25 protein-coding genes and 3 pseudogenes are annotated in these 17,040 nt (G+C 38.6%); 27 read left to right on the top strand and 1 reads right to left on the bottom strand.

Translation table 11 applies throughout. The annotated features are described in order from the left end of the window. Positions 1 to 8 precede the first annotated feature (8 nt). From rplP to DTA23_RS04400, 27 genes and pseudogenes are all read left to right on the top strand, one after another. Positions 9 to 431 (top strand): 50S ribosomal protein L16, encoded by a 423-nt coding sequence (gene rplP / locus DTA23_RS04530; RefSeq protein ID WP_046674870.1) that lies wholly within the window; start codon positions 9 to 11, stop codon positions 429 to 431. A gap of 172 nt (positions 432 to 603) precedes the next feature. Next, positions 604 to 741: a large ribosomal subunit protein uL29 gene (locus tag DTA23_RS30170; RefSeq protein WP_370445053.1), complete on the top strand. Its 138-nt coding sequence runs from the start codon at positions 604 to 606 to the stop codon at positions 739 to 741. Between the two features lie 14 nt (positions 742 to 755). After that, a pseudogene (gene rpsQ, locus DTA23_RS04520) lies at positions 756 to 1,011 on the top strand (30S ribosomal protein S17). A gap of 1 nt (position 1,012) precedes the next feature. After that, positions 1,013 to 1,381 carry a 50S ribosomal protein L14 gene (rplN, locus tag DTA23_RS04515; protein WP_046674873.1) on the top strand — a complete coding sequence of 123 codons (369 nt, stop codon included), beginning with the start codon at positions 1,013 to 1,015 and terminating at the stop codon, positions 1,379 to 1,381. A 2-nt stretch (positions 1,382 to 1,383) separates the two neighbouring features. After that, complete coding sequence (gene rplX, locus DTA23_RS04510) at positions 1,384 to 1,728, top strand: 50S ribosomal protein L24 (RefSeq protein ID WP_070570406.1); 345 nt, start codon at positions 1,384 to 1,386, stop codon at positions 1,726 to 1,728. Further along, entirely contained in the window at positions 1,728 to 2,297 is a 570-nt protein-coding gene (gene rplE / locus DTA23_RS04505; protein ID WP_046674875.1) for a 50S ribosomal protein L5, read from the top strand. The genes rplX and rplE overlap by 1 nt, the downstream gene beginning before the upstream one ends. Next, positions 2,290 to 2,559 (top strand): 30S ribosomal protein S14, encoded by a 270-nt coding sequence (gene rpsN, locus DTA23_RS04500; RefSeq protein WP_028071569.1) that lies wholly within the window; start codon positions 2,290 to 2,292, stop codon positions 2,557 to 2,559. The genes rplE and rpsN overlap by 8 nt, the downstream gene beginning before the upstream one ends. A gap of 140 nt (positions 2,560 to 2,699) precedes the next feature. After that, positions 2,700 to 3,097 (top strand): annotated as a pseudogene (rpsH, locus tag DTA23_RS04495) (30S ribosomal protein S8). Between the two features lie 21 nt (positions 3,098 to 3,118). Beyond that, on the top strand, positions 3,119 to 3,673 hold the full coding sequence (gene rplF / locus DTA23_RS04490; protein ID WP_088160090.1) for a 50S ribosomal protein L6: 555 nt from the start codon (positions 3,119 to 3,121) through the stop codon (positions 3,671 to 3,673). A gap of 5 nt (positions 3,674 to 3,678) precedes the next feature. After that, the gene (rplR, locus tag DTA23_RS04485; RefSeq protein WP_046674878.1) at positions 3,679 to 4,032 is read left to right on the top strand and encodes a 50S ribosomal protein L18; all 354 of its coding nucleotides are present in this window, start codon (positions 3,679 to 3,681) and stop codon (positions 4,030 to 4,032) included. Between the two features lie 12 nt (positions 4,033 to 4,044). Next, on the top strand, positions 4,045 to 4,563 hold the full coding sequence (gene rpsE / locus DTA23_RS04480; RefSeq protein WP_112373920.1) for a 30S ribosomal protein S5: 519 nt from the start codon (positions 4,045 to 4,047) through the stop codon (positions 4,561 to 4,563). Between the two features lie 5 nt (positions 4,564 to 4,568). Further along, positions 4,569 to 4,748, top strand: a complete 180-nt coding sequence (gene rpmD / locus DTA23_RS04475; protein WP_046674880.1) for a 50S ribosomal protein L30 — start codon at positions 4,569 to 4,571, stop codon at positions 4,746 to 4,748. A 119-nt stretch (positions 4,749 to 4,867) separates the two neighbouring features. After that, positions 4,868 to 5,314: a 50S ribosomal protein L15 gene (gene rplO, locus DTA23_RS04470; RefSeq protein WP_046674881.1), complete on the top strand. Its 447-nt coding sequence runs from the start codon at positions 4,868 to 4,870 to the stop codon at positions 5,312 to 5,314. 3 nt (positions 5,315 to 5,317) lie between these two features. Then, positions 5,318 to 6,655, top strand: a complete 1,338-nt coding sequence (secY, locus tag DTA23_RS04465) for a preprotein translocase subunit SecY (protein ID WP_046674882.1) — start codon at positions 5,318 to 5,320, stop codon at positions 6,653 to 6,655. A 9-nt stretch (positions 6,656 to 6,664) separates the two neighbouring features. Beyond that, positions 6,665 to 7,447 carry a type I methionyl aminopeptidase gene (map, locus tag DTA23_RS04460; RefSeq protein WP_112373919.1) on the top strand — a complete coding sequence of 261 codons (783 nt, stop codon included), beginning with the start codon at positions 6,665 to 6,667 and terminating at the stop codon, positions 7,445 to 7,447. 74 nt (positions 7,448 to 7,521) lie between these two features. After that, positions 7,522 to 7,740, top strand: coding sequence for a translation initiation factor IF-1 (gene infA, locus DTA23_RS04455; protein ID WP_002997456.1), 219 nt, complete (start codon positions 7,522 to 7,524; stop codon positions 7,738 to 7,740). A gap of 45 nt (positions 7,741 to 7,785) precedes the next feature. Then, entirely contained in the window at positions 7,786 to 7,902 is a 117-nt protein-coding gene (ykgO, locus tag DTA23_RS04450; RefSeq protein WP_013665024.1) for a type B 50S ribosomal protein L36, read from the top strand. A gap of 30 nt (positions 7,903 to 7,932) precedes the next feature. Beyond that, positions 7,933 to 8,310, top strand: a complete 378-nt coding sequence (gene rpsM, locus DTA23_RS04445; protein WP_112373918.1) for a 30S ribosomal protein S13 — start codon at positions 7,933 to 7,935, stop codon at positions 8,308 to 8,310. A 10-nt stretch (positions 8,311 to 8,320) separates the two neighbouring features. Beyond that, positions 8,321 to 8,710, top strand: a complete 390-nt coding sequence (gene rpsK / locus DTA23_RS04440) for a 30S ribosomal protein S11 (protein WP_046674885.1) — start codon at positions 8,321 to 8,323, stop codon at positions 8,708 to 8,710. A 60-nt stretch (positions 8,711 to 8,770) separates the two neighbouring features. Next, the gene (gene rpsD / locus DTA23_RS04435) at positions 8,771 to 9,379 is read left to right on the top strand and encodes a 30S ribosomal protein S4 (protein ID WP_046674886.1); all 609 of its coding nucleotides are present in this window, start codon (positions 8,771 to 8,773) and stop codon (positions 9,377 to 9,379) included. A 96-nt stretch (positions 9,380 to 9,475) separates the two neighbouring features. Further along, complete coding sequence (locus tag DTA23_RS04430) at positions 9,476 to 10,468, top strand: DNA-directed RNA polymerase subunit alpha (protein ID WP_046674887.1); 993 nt, start codon at positions 9,476 to 9,478, stop codon at positions 10,466 to 10,468. A gap of 108 nt (positions 10,469 to 10,576) precedes the next feature. Beyond that, positions 10,577 to 11,080, top strand: coding sequence for a 50S ribosomal protein L17 (rplQ, locus tag DTA23_RS04425; RefSeq protein ID WP_070570394.1), 504 nt, complete (start codon positions 10,577 to 10,579; stop codon positions 11,078 to 11,080). A 157-nt stretch (positions 11,081 to 11,237) separates the two neighbouring features. Further along, positions 11,238 to 12,382, top strand: a pseudogene (locus DTA23_RS04420) (aspartate aminotransferase family protein). 138 nt (positions 12,383 to 12,520) lie between these two features. Next, positions 12,521 to 13,483, top strand: coding sequence for a Rossmann-fold NAD(P)-binding domain-containing protein (locus DTA23_RS04415; RefSeq protein WP_112373917.1), 963 nt, complete (start codon positions 12,521 to 12,523; stop codon positions 13,481 to 13,483). A gap of 52 nt (positions 13,484 to 13,535) precedes the next feature. Further along, positions 13,536 to 14,333 carry an acetylglutamate kinase gene (gene argB, locus DTA23_RS04410; protein ID WP_075990880.1) on the top strand — a complete coding sequence of 266 codons (798 nt, stop codon included), beginning with the start codon at positions 13,536 to 13,538 and terminating at the stop codon, positions 14,331 to 14,333. Between the two features lie 27 nt (positions 14,334 to 14,360). Beyond that, positions 14,361 to 15,167: a pyrroline-5-carboxylate reductase gene (proC, locus tag DTA23_RS04405; protein WP_112373916.1), complete on the top strand. Its 807-nt coding sequence runs from the start codon at positions 14,361 to 14,363 to the stop codon at positions 15,165 to 15,167. Continuing rightward, entirely contained in the window at positions 15,157 to 16,221 is a 1,065-nt protein-coding gene (locus DTA23_RS04400) for a M20 family metallo-hydrolase (protein ID WP_112373915.1), read from the top strand. Before proC ends, DTA23_RS04400 begins: the two co-directional genes overlap by 11 nt. Positions 16,222 to 16,257: 36 nt before the next feature. Here the strand turns inward: DTA23_RS04400 and DTA23_RS04395 are convergent, their stop codons facing one another. Then, positions 16,258 to 16,731, bottom strand: a complete 474-nt coding sequence (locus DTA23_RS04395) for an Lrp/AsnC ligand binding domain-containing protein (RefSeq protein ID WP_046674894.1) — start codon at positions 16,729 to 16,731, stop codon at positions 16,258 to 16,260. Positions 16,732 to 17,040: the final 309 nt, after the last annotated feature.

Below are 17,040 nucleotides of genomic sequence, written 5' to 3'. Positions count from 1 at the left end.
ATACGAACATGTTACAGCCAAAAAGAACGAAGTTCAGAAAGATGCAGAAAGGCCGCATGAAAGGTAACGCTTCTCGTGGAGCGGAGTTAGCTTTCGGTTCTTTCGGTATCAAAACAATGGAGCAAGCATGGATCACTAGTCGTCAAATCGAGGCAGCTCGTATTGCGGTTACACGTTATATGAAACGTGAAGGTCAAGTTTGGATTCGTATTTTCCCTGATAAACCTGTTACGAAAAAACCTGCAGAGGTACGTATGGGTAAAGGTAAGGGTGCTCCAGAATACTGGGTAGCAGTAGTACGCCCAGGCCGTATGTTATTTGAAGCAGAAGGTGTGCCTTTGGAAATTGCCAAAGAAGCTTTACGCCTTGCAGCTCAAAAACTTCCGGTTCAAACTAAGTTTGTGATTCGTAGAGACTACGTTGAAGCATAAAAATCTTGGTAATGTCATCATTTAAGCGTTAGGGCCGTTACCCCTAACGCTATATATAAAGCGATGATAACCCAAATAACAACTGAAAAAACATGAAAAATTCAGAAATTTAGAATTATCTAATGAGGACTTAAAAGCTCGTCTTGTAGAAGAGAAAACAGCCCTTACAAAATTGAAATTTGCACATGCTGTTTCAGCTATTGAGAACCCTAACGTGATCAAAGCAGCACGCAAAACTATCGCTCGTATCAGTACAGAGATCAGTGCACGCAAAGCTGCAGCTAAAAATGAAACAGCCTCTGAGGCGTAAAATTTAAAGTCGAAATGGAAAGAAATTTAAGAAAAACAAGAATCGGCTTAGTAGTTAGCAACAAGATGGACAAGTCTATCGTGGTATCAGTGGAACGTAAAGTGAAACACCCGATCTATGGTAAGTTCGTTAAAAAAACTACTAAATTTAAAGCTCATGACGAAACTAATACCTGCGGTATCGGCGATACGGTATTAATTATGGAAACTCGTCCGCTGAGTAAAACAAAAAAACTGGAGATTAGTAGAAATTATAGAAAGAGCTAAATAACATGGTACAACAAGAATCAAGACTTAATGTAGCTGACAATAGCGGTGCTAAACAAGTTTTAGTAATCCGTGTATTGGGCGGTACGCGCAAGCGTTATGCATCAATCGGAGATAAGATTGTTGTATCGGTGAAAAGCGCTATGCCTTCAGGAAACGTGAAAAAAGGTTCCGTTTCTAAAGCAGTAGTGGTTAGAACGAAAAAGGAAATCCGTCGTAAAGATGGTTCATACATCCGTTTCGATGATAACGCCGCTGTATTATTAAATAATAATGATGAACCACGTGGTACACGTATCTTTGGCCCTGTTGCTAGAGAGTTGCGTGAGAAACAGTTCATGAAAATTGTATCATTAGCACCGGAGGTTTTATAATTATGGCACAGAAAACAAAAACAACTACGCACAAAATCAAAATTAAAAAAGGTGATTTAGTGAAAGTTATCGCTGGTAACTCTAAAGGTGTTCAAGGAAAAGTATTAACTGTTTTAGTGGATAAAAATAGAGCTATCGTTGAGGGCGCTAACATCGTAAAAAAACACACTAAACCAAGTGCAGCTAATCCTAATGGTGGTATCATTGAGAAAGAAGCTGGTATTCACATCTCTAATTTAGCTGTTATCGATCCTAAAACAGGTGCAACTACACGTGTAGGTCGTAAGTTAAATGCAGATGGTAAATTAGTTCGTTACGCTAAAAAATCAGGGGAGGAAATTAAATAATGACTTACGTACCAAGATTAAAAGTGAAATATGCGGAGGAAATCCGTAAAGCACTTCAAGAAAAATTTCAGTATAAAAGTATTATGCAGGTTCCTAAACTTGAGAAAATCGTTGTTTCACAAGGCGTAGGAGCTGCAACAGCTGACAAAAAATTAATCGATAACGCTATCGCTGAGTTGACTTTAATCACAGGTCAACAAGCCGTTGCTACAAAATCGAAAAAAGATATTTCAAACTTTAAATTACGTAAAGGTATGCCTGTAGGGGCACGTGTTACTTTACGTGACAACAATATGTTTGAGTTCTTGGACCGTTTGGTAGCAGTATCGCTTCCACGTATTCGTGACTTCCGCGGTATCAACGATAAAGGCTTTGACGGACGTGGTAACTATAACTTAGGTATCACTGAGCAAATCATTTTCCCTGAGATCAACATTGACAAAATCAACAAGATCCAAGGTATGGACATCACTTTCGTGACTTCAGCTCAAAATGATGTTGAGGCTTTAGAATTGTTGAAACAATTCGGTTTACCATTTAAAAATCAAAATACTAATAACAATGGCTAAAGAAGGATTAAAAGCACGCGAAGTAAAACGCGCTAAATTGGTAGCTAAATATGCGGCAAAACGTGCAGAATTAAAAGCTGCTGGCGATTACGTTGCATTAGATAAATTGCCTAAAAATGCTTCTCCAGTACGTTTACACAATCGTTGTAAATTGACTGGCCGTCCTAAAGGATATATGCGTCAATTCGGTATCTCTCGTGTAACATTCCGTGAGATGGCTTTAGATGGCAAAATCCCAGGGGTGAAAAAAGCTTCTTGGTAATTAAAAAAAAATACTTAATTTTGCCCGGGCAATTCAACTGAGGATTGCCGGGGTTTTTTGCATTTTAAAATTGTTTAACAGATAGAAGGTCCCATACCAATGGTTGGGAGGGAAACCGCTGTCACAAATTTTCATATATAATGACTACAGATCCAATTGCGGATTACCTTACACGAGTAAGGAATGCCATCAAGGCCAACCACAGGGTTGTTGAAATTCCTGCATCGAACCTAAAAAAAGAGATCACTAAAGTTCTTTTTGACAAAGGTTACATTGCTAATTACAAATTCGATGAGAATGGCGTACAGGGTACGATCAAAATCGCATTGAAATATAATCCAATTAGCAAAATTCCGGCTATTCGTACGTTGACACGTGTGAGTAAACCTGGTTTAAGAAAGTATGCAAGCGTTGATACTATGCCTCGTGTTTTGAACGGTTTAGGTATTGCTATCTTGTCAACATCGAAAGGTGTAATGACAGATAAGGAAGCTAGACTTCAAAATGTTGGTGGTGAAGTTTATGTTACGTTTATTAATCTAGGTAAAAGCACAAAGAAATGTCAAGAATTGGAAAAGCGCCTATCGCTATCCCTGCTGGGGTAACTGTTACTATTTCGGACAAAAACTTAGTTTCAGTAAAAGGTCCTAAAGGCGAATTAACACAACAAGTTGACCGTGACATCACGATTGCTCAAGAAGAGGGTAATATCGTTGTAACACGTCCAACTGATCAAAAGAAACACAAAGCATTACACGGTCTATACCGTTCCCTGTTGGCTAACATGGTTCACGGTGTGACTGAAGGTTACAAAACTACGCAAGAGTTAGTCGGTGTAGGTTACCGTGCTTCAAGTACTGGTAATGTATTAGAGTTAACTTTAGGTTTCTCTCACCAGATTGTTTTTGTATTGCCAAACGAGGTTAAAGTATCAACTACTGCTGACAAAGGTAAAAACCCTACAATCACTTTAGAGTGTGCTGACAAACAATTGATCGGTCAGGTAGCGGCTAAAATCCGTGGCTTCCGTAAACCAGAACCTTACAAAGGAAAAGGTGTCAAGTTTGCAGGTGAAGTATTGAGAAGAAAAGCAGGTAAATCAGCTAAAAAATAATAATCATGGCAGGACAAAAAGCATCTCGTAGAGAGAGAATCAAAAAAGGAATCAGAAAAAACCTTGCTGGAACGTCTGAACGTCCACGTTTATCGGTTTTTAGAAGTAACAAAGGTATCTATGCGCAAATCATTGATGACAATGCAGGCAAAACATTAGTTGCTGCATCTAGCTTGTCAAAAGAGTTTGTTGCATCTGGTAACAAGGTTGATCAATCTAAAGCTGTAGGTAAATTGGTGGCTGAAAAAGCATTAGCAGCAGGTATTAATAAAGTAGTTTTTGACCGTAATGGGTACTTATACCATGGCCGTATCAAATCTTTGGCTGAAGGTGCTCGCGAAGGCGGTTTAGACTTTTAATCATAGAAAGAAATGGCATTAAGCAATATAAAAAGAGTAAAATCAAGCGAAATTGAATTAAAAGATCGCTTAGTAAGTATCCAACGTGTAGCTAAAGTTACTAAAGGTGGTCGTACTTTCAGCTTCTCTGCAATTGTTGTAGTAGGTGATGAAAACGGTATCGTTGGTTACGGTTTAGGTAAAGCTAAAGAGGTAACTGAAGCAATCACGAAAGGTATCGATGACGCAAAGAAAAATTTGGTAAAAGTTCCTATTATCAAAGGTACTGTTCCGCACGCACAATATGGTAAATATTCTGGTGGTTCAGTTTTGATTAAACCAGCTGTAGGTGGTACAGGAGTTTTAGCAGGTGGTGCAATGCGTGCAGTATTGGAGTCTGCTGGTATCAAAGATGTATTGGCTAAATCATTAGGTTCTTCTAACCCACACAACGTGGTAAAAGCAACTGTAACTGCTTTAGCAGATATGCGTGATGCGTATACAGTAGCACAACACCGCGGTGTCGATTTGAATAAAGTATTTAACGGTTAATTATCATGGCAAAAATCAAAATCACCCAGATAAAGAGCGTTATCGACAGAAGCGAGCGCCAAAAGAAAACTATTGAGGCATTGGGTTTGAAAAGAATCAACCACTCAGTAGAAGTTGAAGCTACTCCATCAATTATTGGAATGGTACGTAAAGTAAACCATTTAGTAGCTATCGAAACTATTTAATATTAGCATATGGAAGAGGTCTTTGGGCTTCTTCCATTACTTGTTATTAATAATCATTATTTTTTAATCGCTAGTACCTGTTTAGTGAGAGCGAAGGGCTAGCACAATTTAGTTTAAAAATGAACTTAAGTAATTTAAAACCTGCAAAAGGTGCAGTAAAAAGTAGCAAACGTATTGGCCGTGGTACTGGTTCTGGTCGTGGTGGTACTTCAACACGTGGTCACAAAGGTGCTGGTTCTCGTTCAGGTCACTCTACGAAAATCGGTTTCGAAGGTGGTCAAATGCCTTTGCAACGTCGTGTGCCTAAATTTGGTTTCAAAAACATCAACCGTGTTGAGTATAATGGTGTAAACTTAGATACTTTACAAGCGTTGATCGAGAAATACAATTTAACAGCTGTAGATTTCGACGCATTGAAAGCTCATGGTTTAGTGTCTAAAAATGACAAAGTTAAAATCTTGGGTCGCGGTGAGTTGAAAGCTAAAGTTGAAGTAACAGCGCACGCGTTTACTGCTTCTGCTCAAAAAGCTATTGAAGCTGCAGGCGGTTCTATCGTTAAAATTTAATAAATGAAGAAACTAATCACAACCTTAACCAATATTTGGAAAATCGATGATTTACGTACGCGTATTCTAAATACCTTACTTTTTCTTTTGATTTACCGTATTGGATGTCACGTGGTATTACCAGGTGTAAATCCTCATGCTTTGGCTTCTGGTCAAAAAGAGGGTTTATTGGGCTTACTGGATATGTTTGCGGGAGGATCATTCTCTCGTTCGGCTATCTTTGCTTTAGGGGTAATGCCATATATCTCGGCATCCATTGTTGTTCAATTGCTGGGCATCGCGGTTCCTTACTTCCAAAAGATGCAGAAGGAAGGGGAAAGTGGTCGTCAAAAAATGAATCAAATTACTCGCTATTTAACTTTAGGGATTACTTTGCTTCAAGCTTTTGCTTATGTACGTACTCAAATCGAGCCAAGTGCTAAGACAATAGCTGACCCATTATTCACTATTCTGACTGCTATAGTTTTGACAGGCGGTACTTTATTTGTGATGTGGTTAGGAGAGAAAATTACGGATAAAGGTATCGGTAATGGTATTTCTTTGATCATCATGACTGGTATTATCGCTCAATTGCCAAGTGGTATCACTGCGGAATGGGTTTCTAGAATGGCGAAAGGTGGTGGTGGTCCAATTCCATTGTTGCTTGAATTTGTAGCTTTGTTCTTTGTTGTGATCTTTACGATCTTGATCGTACAAGGTGTTCGTAAGATCCCTGTACAATACGCGAAGAAAATCGTTGGAAACAAGCAAGTCGGTGGAGTACGTCAGTATATACCGTTAAAGGTAAATGCTGCAGGTGTAATGCCTATCATTTTTGCGCAGGCAATCATGTTTGTGCCAATGAGTTTAGGACAGTTCTTCCCAAATCTTCAGTCGGAATTTTTGACTTCGTTGAGTAACTATACTTCTGTTGCATACAACGTGACATTTGCGGTGTTAATTATCGCATTTACGTTTTTCTATACAGCGATTATGGTGAACCCACAACAGATGTCGGACGACATGAAGAAGAACGGAGGTTTTGTACCAGGTATTAAACCGGGATTGGAAACTAGTAATTTTATAGACCGCGTAATATCAAATATTACATTTCCAGGTGCAATTTTCTTAGCGATCATTGCTATTCTACCTGCTATTGCAAGTTTGTTTGGTATTAACAATCAATTTGCGCACTTCTACGGTGGTACGTCATTATTGATTTTAGTAGGTGTGGTGTTGGATACTTTGCAACAGATCGAATCTCATTTATTGATGCGTCATTACGATGGATTAATGAAAACAGGTCGTATTAAAGGTCGTTCGGCCGCGTCTGTTGAGGGAATGGATCATTCGGCAATTTAATTTCTTTAGATGTCTAAAGTATTTTATAAGTCAGCAGAAGATATAGAGCAATTGCGAAAGTCAGCAGATGTGCTTTCGCAATTGCTTGGTGAAATCGCAAAAGTGATTAAGCCTGGGGTAAAGACTATATCTCTTGATAAATTAGCTTATGAGTATATTCATGATAACGGCGGAACGCCTGCGTTCTTAAATTATCAGGGATTTCCATATTCTTTGTGTATATCTGTCAACGATCAAATTGTACACGGCTTTCCAAGTGATTATGAAATTAAAGATGGAGATCTTGTTTCGGTCGATGGTGGTGTCAATTTGAATGGTTTTATCAGTGATTCAGCATACACCTTTGGTGTAGGTGAAATATCTGAAGAAGCACAGTTGTTACTGGATGTAACAAAGGAATCATTGTACAAAGGTGTTGAACAGGCGGTGGCTGGTAAACGTGTTGGGGATATTTCTTCAGCTGTTCAGGAGTATGTGAGCAAATTCGGATTCGGAATTGTTCGTGAACTGGTTGGACACGGTGTTGGTTATCACTTACATGAAAAACCTGAGGTTCCAAATTATGGAAAACGAGGTGCTGGTCCTAAATTGGAAGAAGGTTTGGTTATTTGTATCGAACCGATGATCAATGCAGGGCGTGCGGGTGTTCGTTTTTGGGATGATGGTTGGACAGTAAGTACAGTGGATGGGAAATTATCGGCGCACTTCGAACAGATGGTTGCAATCCGAAAAGGAGAACCAGATTTGTTGCTGACATTCGAACATGTAGAGAAAGTTTTGAACAAAAAGTAGTTGGTTTTCAATTATTTTTATTTATCTTTGCACTCCTGTTCGCAGGCTTTTAAATTAAATTTAATCGAGAATATATGGCTAAACAAGCCTCAATAGAACAAGACGGTATAATTAGAGAGGCACTTTCTAATGCTATGTTTAGGGTAGAGTTGGAAAATGGACATGAAATCATTGCCCATATTTCTGGTAAAATGCGCATGCACTATATCAAAATTTTACCTGGTGATAAAGTTAAATTGGAAATGTCTCCGTATGATTTGACTAAAGGAAGGATTACTTATCGCTATAAATAGCCGTAAGCCCTTGTATTAGTGCAAGCTTTTGAAAAAATAAATATCATGAAAGTAAGAGCATCAATAAAAAAACGTAGCGCGGACTGTAAGATCATCCGTCGTAAAGGTAAAGTTTTTGTAATCAACAAAAAGAACCCAAAGTTTAAACAACGTCAGGGTTAATTCATTAAAAAAATAATAGCTTAATATTATATGGCAAGGATAGCAGGTATTGATTTACCTAAAAACAAAAGAGGTGTGATCGGCCTTACCTATATTTTTGGTATCGGTCGTACAAGAGCTGAATATATCTTGGAAAAAGCTGGTATCAGCGAAGATGTGAAGGTACAAGAGTGGAATGATGATCAATTGGCAGCAATTCGTACCATCATTAACGACGAATTGAAAGTTGAAGGTGCATTGCGTTCTGAAATTCAATTAAACATCAAACGTTTAATGGATATCGGTTGTTACCGTGGATTGCGTCACCGTAAACACTTACCAGTTCGTGGTCAACGTACTAAAAACAACTCACGTACTCGTAAAGGTAAACGTAAGACAGTTGCAAACAAGAAAAAAGCTACTAAATAATAAATAAGAAATGGCTAAAACTAAAAAAGCTGCAAAAAAGCGTATCGTTGTTATCGAACCTGTAGGTCAGGCTCACATTAACGCAACGTTTAACAATATCATTGTAACTTTGACGAATAATCAAGGTCAAACTATTTCTTGGTCTAGTGCTGGTAAAATGGGTTTCCGTGGTTCTAAAAAGAACACGCCATATGCTGCTGGTCAGGCTGCACAAGACTGTGGAAAAGTTGCTCACGATTTGGGTTTACGTAAAGTTGAAGTGTTTGTTAAAGGACCTGGTGCTGGTCGTGAATCGGCAATCAGAACATTGCAAACAGTAGGAATCGATGTGACTACTATCAAAGATATCACTCCACTTCCTCACAACGGTTGTCGTCCTCCAAAACGCAGAAGAGTTTAATTAATTTAAAGATAAGATTCATCGGCTATAGGCTGATAGATACTTTAATTGTAAAAGAAAATGGCTAGATATACAGGACCTAAGTCCAAAATTGCCCGTAAATTTAGAGAGCCGATCTTCGGCCCAGATAAAGCGTTAGAAAAGAAAAATTACCCTCCTGGACAACATGGAGCTTCTAAACGCAGAGGTAAACAATCTGAATATGCTATTCAGTTGTTAGAAAAACAAAAAGCAAAATACACTTACGGTGTATTGGAGCGTCAGTTCTCAAACTTATTTGTTAAAGCTGCCTCTAAACAAGGTATTACAGGTGAGATCTTCTTGAAATTGTTAGAAGCTCGCTTGGATAACGTAGTTTACCGCTTAGGTATCGCTACTTCTCGTGCCGCTGCTCGTCAGTTGGTATCCCACAAACACGTTACTGTTAACGGCGAAGTTGTTAACATTCCATCATATAGCTTGCGTCCAGGTGACGTTGTAGCAGTTCGTGAACGTTCTCAAACACTTGAAGCCATCACAAATTCAGTTGCAGGTCGTACTGTAAATAAATTTTCTTGGTTAGAGTGGAATGCGAAAGAATTGACAGGTACTTTCTTAAGCTATCCAGAAAGAGCTGACATTCCTGAAAACATTAAAGAGAACTTAATCGTTGAGTTATACTCTAAATAATAAATAAAATAGAAGAATGCATAGTCCAATTTTTGGGGTATGCATCTTCTATTGTATTACAATTATTATTACAAATAAAACATTAAAAGAAAATAAATGGCAATTTTAGCATTTCAAAGACCGGATAAAGTTATCATGCAAAAATCTACGGATTTTGATGGTACGTTTGAATTTCGTCCATTGGAGCCTGGTTTTGGTGTAACCATTGGTAATGCTTTGCGCCGTATTCTATTGTCCTCTTTAGAAGGATATGCAATTACGTCGATAAGGTTTTCTGGCGTTTCGCACGAATTTTCAACGATCAAAGGTGTTGTTGAAGACGTAACTGAAATTATCTTGAACTTGAAACAAATTCGTTTCAAAAAAACAGGTGAGATTGGCGACAACGAAAAGGTATTTGTAGTAATCAATGGTCAAGAACAATTCTTAGCTGGTGATATCACAAAATTCTCTAATAACTTTACGGTCTTGAACCCAGACATGGTAATCTGTAACATGGATAATTCAGTGACAATTGAATTGGAATTGAGTATTGCCAAAGGTCGTGGATACGTAAATGCTGATGAGAATAAAGTTGTGGATGCTCCAGTAGGTGTTATCGCAATCGATTCGATCTTTACTCCGATCAAGAATGTTAAATATACCATTGAGAATTACCGTGTAGAGCAAAAAACTGACTACGAGAAATTGTTGTTGGATATCTCTACTGATGGCTCAATTCACCCCGAAGAAGCTTTGAAAGAAGCTGCTAAGATCTTAATTCAACACTTTATTCTATTCTCTGATGAGAATATGCTTCTTGAGTCTCAAACGAAAGAAGAAACTAAAGTAGTTGATGAAGAAATCTTACATATGCGTAAGATTCTGAAAACAGAATTAGTAGATCTTGATCTTTCAGTTCGTGCATTGAACTGTTTGAAGGCTGCAGATATTCGCACATTGGCTGAGTTAGTAACTTATGACGTGGCTGATATGTTGAAATTCAGAAACTTCGGTAAAAAATCGTTAAGTGAAATCCAAGAATTGGTTAAATCAAAAGGTTTATCATTCGGAATGAACTTGGCGAAATACAAATTAGACGAAGAATAATAATTTATTAAGCGACCACTAGTCGTAATTCCTTTTGGCTGTCTGAATAGGTGATTTTTACCTATTTGAACTATACAAAAACGGTACGGTTAGTATAATAAAATCAAAATGAGACACGGAAAAAAAGTAAATCACTTAGGCCGTACGGATAGCCATAGAAAAGCAATGTTGGCTAACATGGCGACATCATTAATCCTACACAAACGTATTACAACTACTTTGGCTAAAGCTAAAGCGTTACGTACGTATGTTGAGCCTTTGATTACTAAATCTAAAAACGACACAACACACTCTCGTCGTACAGTATTCGCTTATTTGAAAGATAAAGACGCAGTTTCTATCTTATTCCGCGAAATTTCTGAAAAAGTAGCTAACCGTCCAGGTGGTTACACACGTATCATCAAAATGGAAAACCGTTTAGGTGATAACGCAGAAATGGCTTTCATCGAACTAGTTGATTACAACGAAATCTACGGTAAAAAAGCTGCTGCTGCTGAGAAAAAAGCGACTCGTCGTCGTGGTGGTGCTAAAAAAGCTGCTACTGCCGAAACTGAAGCTCCTGCAGAAGTTAAAGCCGAAGTAGAAGGTGAAGAAAAAGTAGACGGAGAATAGTATTCTGCTGATCTAACATAAAAAAGTCCTCTTTTTAAGAGGACTTTTTTTATTTTATGACCATTCCTACCGTTATAACTAATATATTTGTATTGCTAAAATCTGATAGCTTTTTCTATTACAAGCTATTTCGTTTATCAATCTATAATTCATTAAGATGAAACCATTTGATGTTTATCCCATTAATCCCATTAACATAGTAAAAGCTAATGGATCAACGGTGTGGGATGCCGAAGGAAATGCTTACTTGGACTTGTATGGTGGCCACGCTGTGATATCGATCGGACACACGCACCCACATTATGTACAACGTATAACAGAGCAATTGAACCGCATTGCGTTCTATTCTAATTCTGTTGAAATTCCAATTCAGCGTGAACTTGCCCGATTGTTGGGGGAAGTGTCGGGAAAGGTTGATTATGATTTATTTCTTTGTAATTCGGGCGCAGAAGCGAATGAAAATGCATTGAAATTAGCTTCCTTTTATAACAAAAGAAAGAAGGTTATTGCATTTTCAAAAGCATTTCATGGACGTACATCATTAGCTGTTGCTGCAACAGACAATCCGAGTATCGTGGCTCCTGTAAACGAGACGGACAATATTGTTTTTCTTCCTTTTAATGATGAAGAGGCTTTAACCAGCGCTTTCGCATCTTATGGTGAGGAAATTTCATCCGTTATTGTAGAGAGTATTCAGGGAGTTGGCGGTATTCGGGAGGCTTCAGTTTCTTTTCTTCGTTTGATTCGGTCTCTTTGTGATCAATATAATGCAGTTTTCATTGCAGACGAAGTACAATGTGGCTACGGCAGGACGGGCTTATTCTACGCCCAGGATTATTCCGGCGTCGAAGCTGATATTTATACCATGGCAAAAGGTATGGGCAATGGGTTTCCAATCGGAGCAATAAGTATATCGCCTAAATTTAAAGCTACTTACGGCAGTTTGGGTACTACCTTCGGGGGAATCATCTTGCATGCGCGGCAGCTTTGGCTGTTTTGGAGGTCATCCAACAAGATCAGCTTATGGAAAATGCTGCACAAGTCGGCACCTATCTTATCAATGAATTGAAGCAAATAGAGGAAATTATTGAAGTTAGAGGTAGGGGATTAATGATCGGTATCGAACTTCCAGCATCGTTGGGTCATGTGAAGAAGGATCTCTTGTTAAAGAACCGTATCTTTACGGGAGAGGCTAAGCCATTTGTGATTCGCTTATTACCTGCCCTGAATATGACGAAAGAGCATGCGGATCAGTTTTTATCTGCATTAAAGGAGCATGTAAAGGCCGTAACGGTTGCGTAAACCCCTAAATGCTGTCAAATTGGCCAATGGCTGTTTCAGCTTGTGGAAATTTGATTGCACTGTATTAGTTAAAATATATACTGAGTGTGACGCGCTTATTTATTGCCGTTGAAGATGCACTCGAATAAATAGATATAGATGAAAAAGTTTTTCTCTGTTAAGGATGTTTCCAGTGTAGCGGACGTTGTTCAAGAAGCGTTAAATTTGAAAGCTGCACCATATGACAATCAGGATCTTGGTCAACACAAAACGCTGGGACTTGTATTTTTGAATCCCAGTTTACGTACACGTTTGAGCACACAAAAAGCGGCGATGAATTTGGGCATGAATGTGATGGTTATGAATATGGATAAAGATGGTTGGGCTCTTGAAACACAGGATGGTGTTGTGATGAACGGGACAACTGTTGAACATATTCGTGAAGCCGCTGCTGTTATGGGCGAGTATTGTGATATTTTGGGACTTCGTTCCTTTCCAAAATTGAAAGATCGCGAAGAGGATTATAGTGAAGACCTGTTCAACAAATTCATTAAATACTGTGGTGTTCCTGTTGTTTCCTTAGAGAGTGCAACACGCCATCCACTGCAGAGTTTGACAGATATGATTACCATCACTGAGTACAAGAAGACTGAAAAGCCGAAAGTGGTATTGGCTTGGGCTCCGCATGTTAAGGCATTACCTCAAGCGGTACCTAATTCTTTCGCAGAATGGATGTGCAAAGCACAAGAAGAGGGATTGGTTGATTTTACGATAGCTCAACCTATGGGCTATGAGTTAAGTGAAGAATTTACCGCTGGAGCAACCATATCTAATAATCTTGAAGAAAGTTTAAAGAATGCTGATTTTGTCTATGTGAAAAACTGGTCTTCTTATCAAGAATATGGCGAGGTATATGGTGTTGATGAAGATTGGATGATGGATAACAAGAAGCTCAATTTGACGAATGATGCCAAAGTAATGCATTGTTTGCCAGTAAGAAGAGATCTTGAATTGTCTTCTGAGATTTTAGATGGACCAAATTCACTCGTGATTAAAGAGGCTAGCAACCGTGTATGGGCTGCTCAGGTTGTTTTGAAACGTATGTTAGAGGATTTGGCATAGTCCAATCCTATAGATTATTGAAAAACTATTTTTATTGGGAAAAGTTTGCGTAATGGCTAATAGTGTATTAAATATAATTAAAATTGGCGGGAATATTATTGATGATGAACGCCAATTGGATTCTTTTTTGGAAAAGTTCTCTGCATTGTCAGGGAAAAAGATTCTTGTACATGGCGGTGGTAAAATAGCGACTCGCCTGGCTAGTGAACTTGGAATTGAAGCCCAAATGATAGAAGGGCGTCGTGTGACAAATGAGGAAATGTTACGCATTGTAACAATGGTATACGCTGGATTGACAAACAAGACAATCGTTGCTAAGTTGCAAAATTTGAAATGCGATGCCGTCGGATTAACCGGAGCTGATGGGGATGTCATAAAAGCGATAAAGCGTCCTGTAAAAGATATCGATTATGGCTTTGTAGGTGATTTGTTGCATGACTCTGTAAATACCCTGGCCATCAAGAAGTTTTTGGAAGCAGGGTTTGTTCCTGTGTTTTCAGCTATTACACACAATGGCCTTGGACAATTGCTCAATACCAACGCGGATACTATAGCTTCTTCATTGGCGGTGTCTTTGGCTTCATTATATGAAACTTCTCTGGTTTATTGTTTTGAGAAGAACGGCGTTTTACGCGATGTAACAGATGAGAATTCAGTAATCCCAACGATTAAGTCAGAAGAGTTTGAACATCTTAAGGAATCCGGCGTGGTGAATGACGGGATGATTCCTAAGTTGCAAAATGCATTCAATGCTATAAATAAAGGTGTTCAAGAGGTCTATATTGGAAATGCTAATAATTTGCATTTGTTTCAACAAGGACAATTTGGCACTTGCTTGACATTAAAATAAAAATCTAACCTAAACCCAACGATCGCTATGAAAAAGGTCACCATTATCGGAAGCGGTAATATCGGTCTTTCTTTGGCAAAAGGACTTGTAAAAAGTGAATTTGCCAATGCTGCCGATATTACATTGACGAGGAGAAATTTGAATGCACTGGCCGAAGAAGCGAGCCAGGGCTTCTCAGTAAGTAATGATAATAGGCTCGCTGTAAAGGGGGCTGATATTGTTGTTTTCGCAATCCTACCTCAACAACTAAAAAAGGTATTGGTGGAAGTGGCTCCTGTAATTGAAAAGACCAATCAGATTTTTGTCTCTATTGTGTCGGGAGTTTCTTGTGCCGATTTAAAAGCAGAGTTGGGGGCAGATGCCACAGTGATACGAGCAATGCCCAATACGGCAATTGCAATAGCGCAATCAATGACGTGTATTGCCAGTGACAATGCTTCAGAGGATAGTTTGAAAGAGGTTGAGAAAATGTTTGAAACTGTTGGTTCAGTCGTTGTTATTAATGAGGACCTAATGACATCGGCGACGGCATTGTGTGCTTGCGGTATTGCATTTTTCCTACGTGCGATCCGTGCTGCTTCACAAGGTGGAGTTGAAATCGGATTTCATGCGCATGATGCATTAAAGATGGCGGTTCAAACTGCAAAAGGCGCTGCTGATTTGTTATTGCATACCAATGCTCACCCAGAAGGAGAGATTGATAAGGTAACATCACCAAAGGGCTGTACAATAGCGGGACTGAACGAAATGGAACATAATGGTTTTAGTTCTGCTTTTATAAAAGGAATTAAACTATCTGCGGATAAAGCAGGAGGACTATACCATGAAGGATAAGCAGGGCTTATTTGAAGATGCTCTGGCCCTTTTAAAACAATTAATTGGACTATCGTCTTTAAGTAAAGAGGAAGAGTTCACAGCGGATTTAATTGTTCGCTTCTTTCAGGAGCGTGATATCAAAACACATCGAAAAGGCAATAATGTCTGGGTATATAACGCTCATTATGATAGCACCAGACCTACGATATTACTCAACTCCCATCACGATACAGTAAAACCAAATACAGGTTATACAAGAGATCCTTTGGCGGCGACTGTAGAGGAAGGTAAATTGTACGGATTGGGGAGCAACGATGCCGGAGGCTGTTTGGTATCATTGATAGCTGCATTTTTGTATTTTTACCAGCAGACGGACTTGAAGTATAACTTCTGTCTTGTCGCTAGTGCCGAAGAAGAGATCTCAGGTAAGAACGGTGTAGAATCTGTTTTGGATGATATCGGTTCAATTGATTTTGCAATTGTGGGTGAACCTACCTTATTGGATTTGGCAATTGCAGAAAAGGGACTGATGGTGTTGGATTGTACAGCATTAGGGACAGCTGGACATGCCGCACGTAATGAGGGCGATAATGCAATCTACAAAGCGATTAGGGATATTGAATGGTTTCAAAATTATACGTTTGAAAGGACTTCGTCAACCTTAGGCCCGATTAAGATGTCGGTGACAGTAATTCAGGCGGGATCACAACATAATGTGGTACCGGCTACTTGTAACTTTGTTGTCGATGTCAGAACCACAGATGCTTATTCGAATGAAGAGACGTTGGATATTATCAAGTCTCATGTAAAATCAGAGGTCACAGCGAGATCGACGCGTCTGAAGTCTTCTTCTATTCCTGAAACGCATCCAATTGTCAAAGCAGGTGTTGTCCTGGGGCGTAAGGTATATGGATCGCCGACGATGAGCGATCAGGCTCTTATTCCTGTCCCTTCTCTGAAGTTGGGGCCTGGTGATAGCGCTCGGTCGCATATGGCGGATGAGTTCATCTATATCGATGAAATTAGAGCAGGGATCGATCTCTATATCGCCATGTTAGAAAAGATAGTATAAAAAAAGCTTCCATTTTTTATGGAAGCTTTTTTTATACTAGACTAAGCTGATTTGACGTTTGATACTCTCTTCGAGAGAGATGATCGTCTCGGTACGTTGAATCCCAGGTACGGATTGAATATCTTCATTCAATACTTTTCTGAGGTGAACTGTATCTCTACAGATGATTTTTGCAAAAATACTGTATTGGCCAGTACAATAATGTAATTCGACCACTTCTTTGATTTCTTTCAATTTATCTACCGCATCTGCATATTGTGAACCTTTTTCAAGATAGATACCCAAAAAGGCCGTGATATCAAATCCGACTTTTTGAGGATTGATAATTAGATTTGACCCTCTAATGATACCTAATTCTTCCATCTTCTTCATTCTAACGTGAATTGTACCACCTGATACAATTAGCTTTTTTGCTATTTCTGTATAAGGAATAGAGGCATCGTTCATTAGAATAGACAAGATTTGGATATCCAAATTGTCTAGATCATAGTTTGCATATTGATTTTCCATTAACAATGGTTTTTGTGTTCATTAATTGGCCGTTGCATCAAAATCGGACCAATAGCTAAAATAATTAAATTTATTTCAAAATTACTAAGAATTTTCGGTTTATAGATGTAAATTTAATAAAAAATACTTATTCATATTGATAATGTTATATGTTTTTGATTGAAAGTGATTATAATTGTTTCATGGTGATCTTATTATAGGTTAAGTGATTGTTTTCATGTTTGAAATCAGGATTATGATAAATTAATTTAGTATTGCCTTTTTAAGAAGTAGGAAATGCAGTTGGCCTATTAACAATCTAATCAGTTC

The organism is Sphingobacterium multivorum, assembly GCF_900457465.1.
Taxonomy (GTDB): Bacteria; Bacteroidota; Bacteroidia; order Sphingobacteriales; family Sphingobacteriaceae; genus Sphingobacterium; species Sphingobacterium multivorum.
This window is presented reverse-complemented; position numbering and strand designations above follow the sequence as displayed.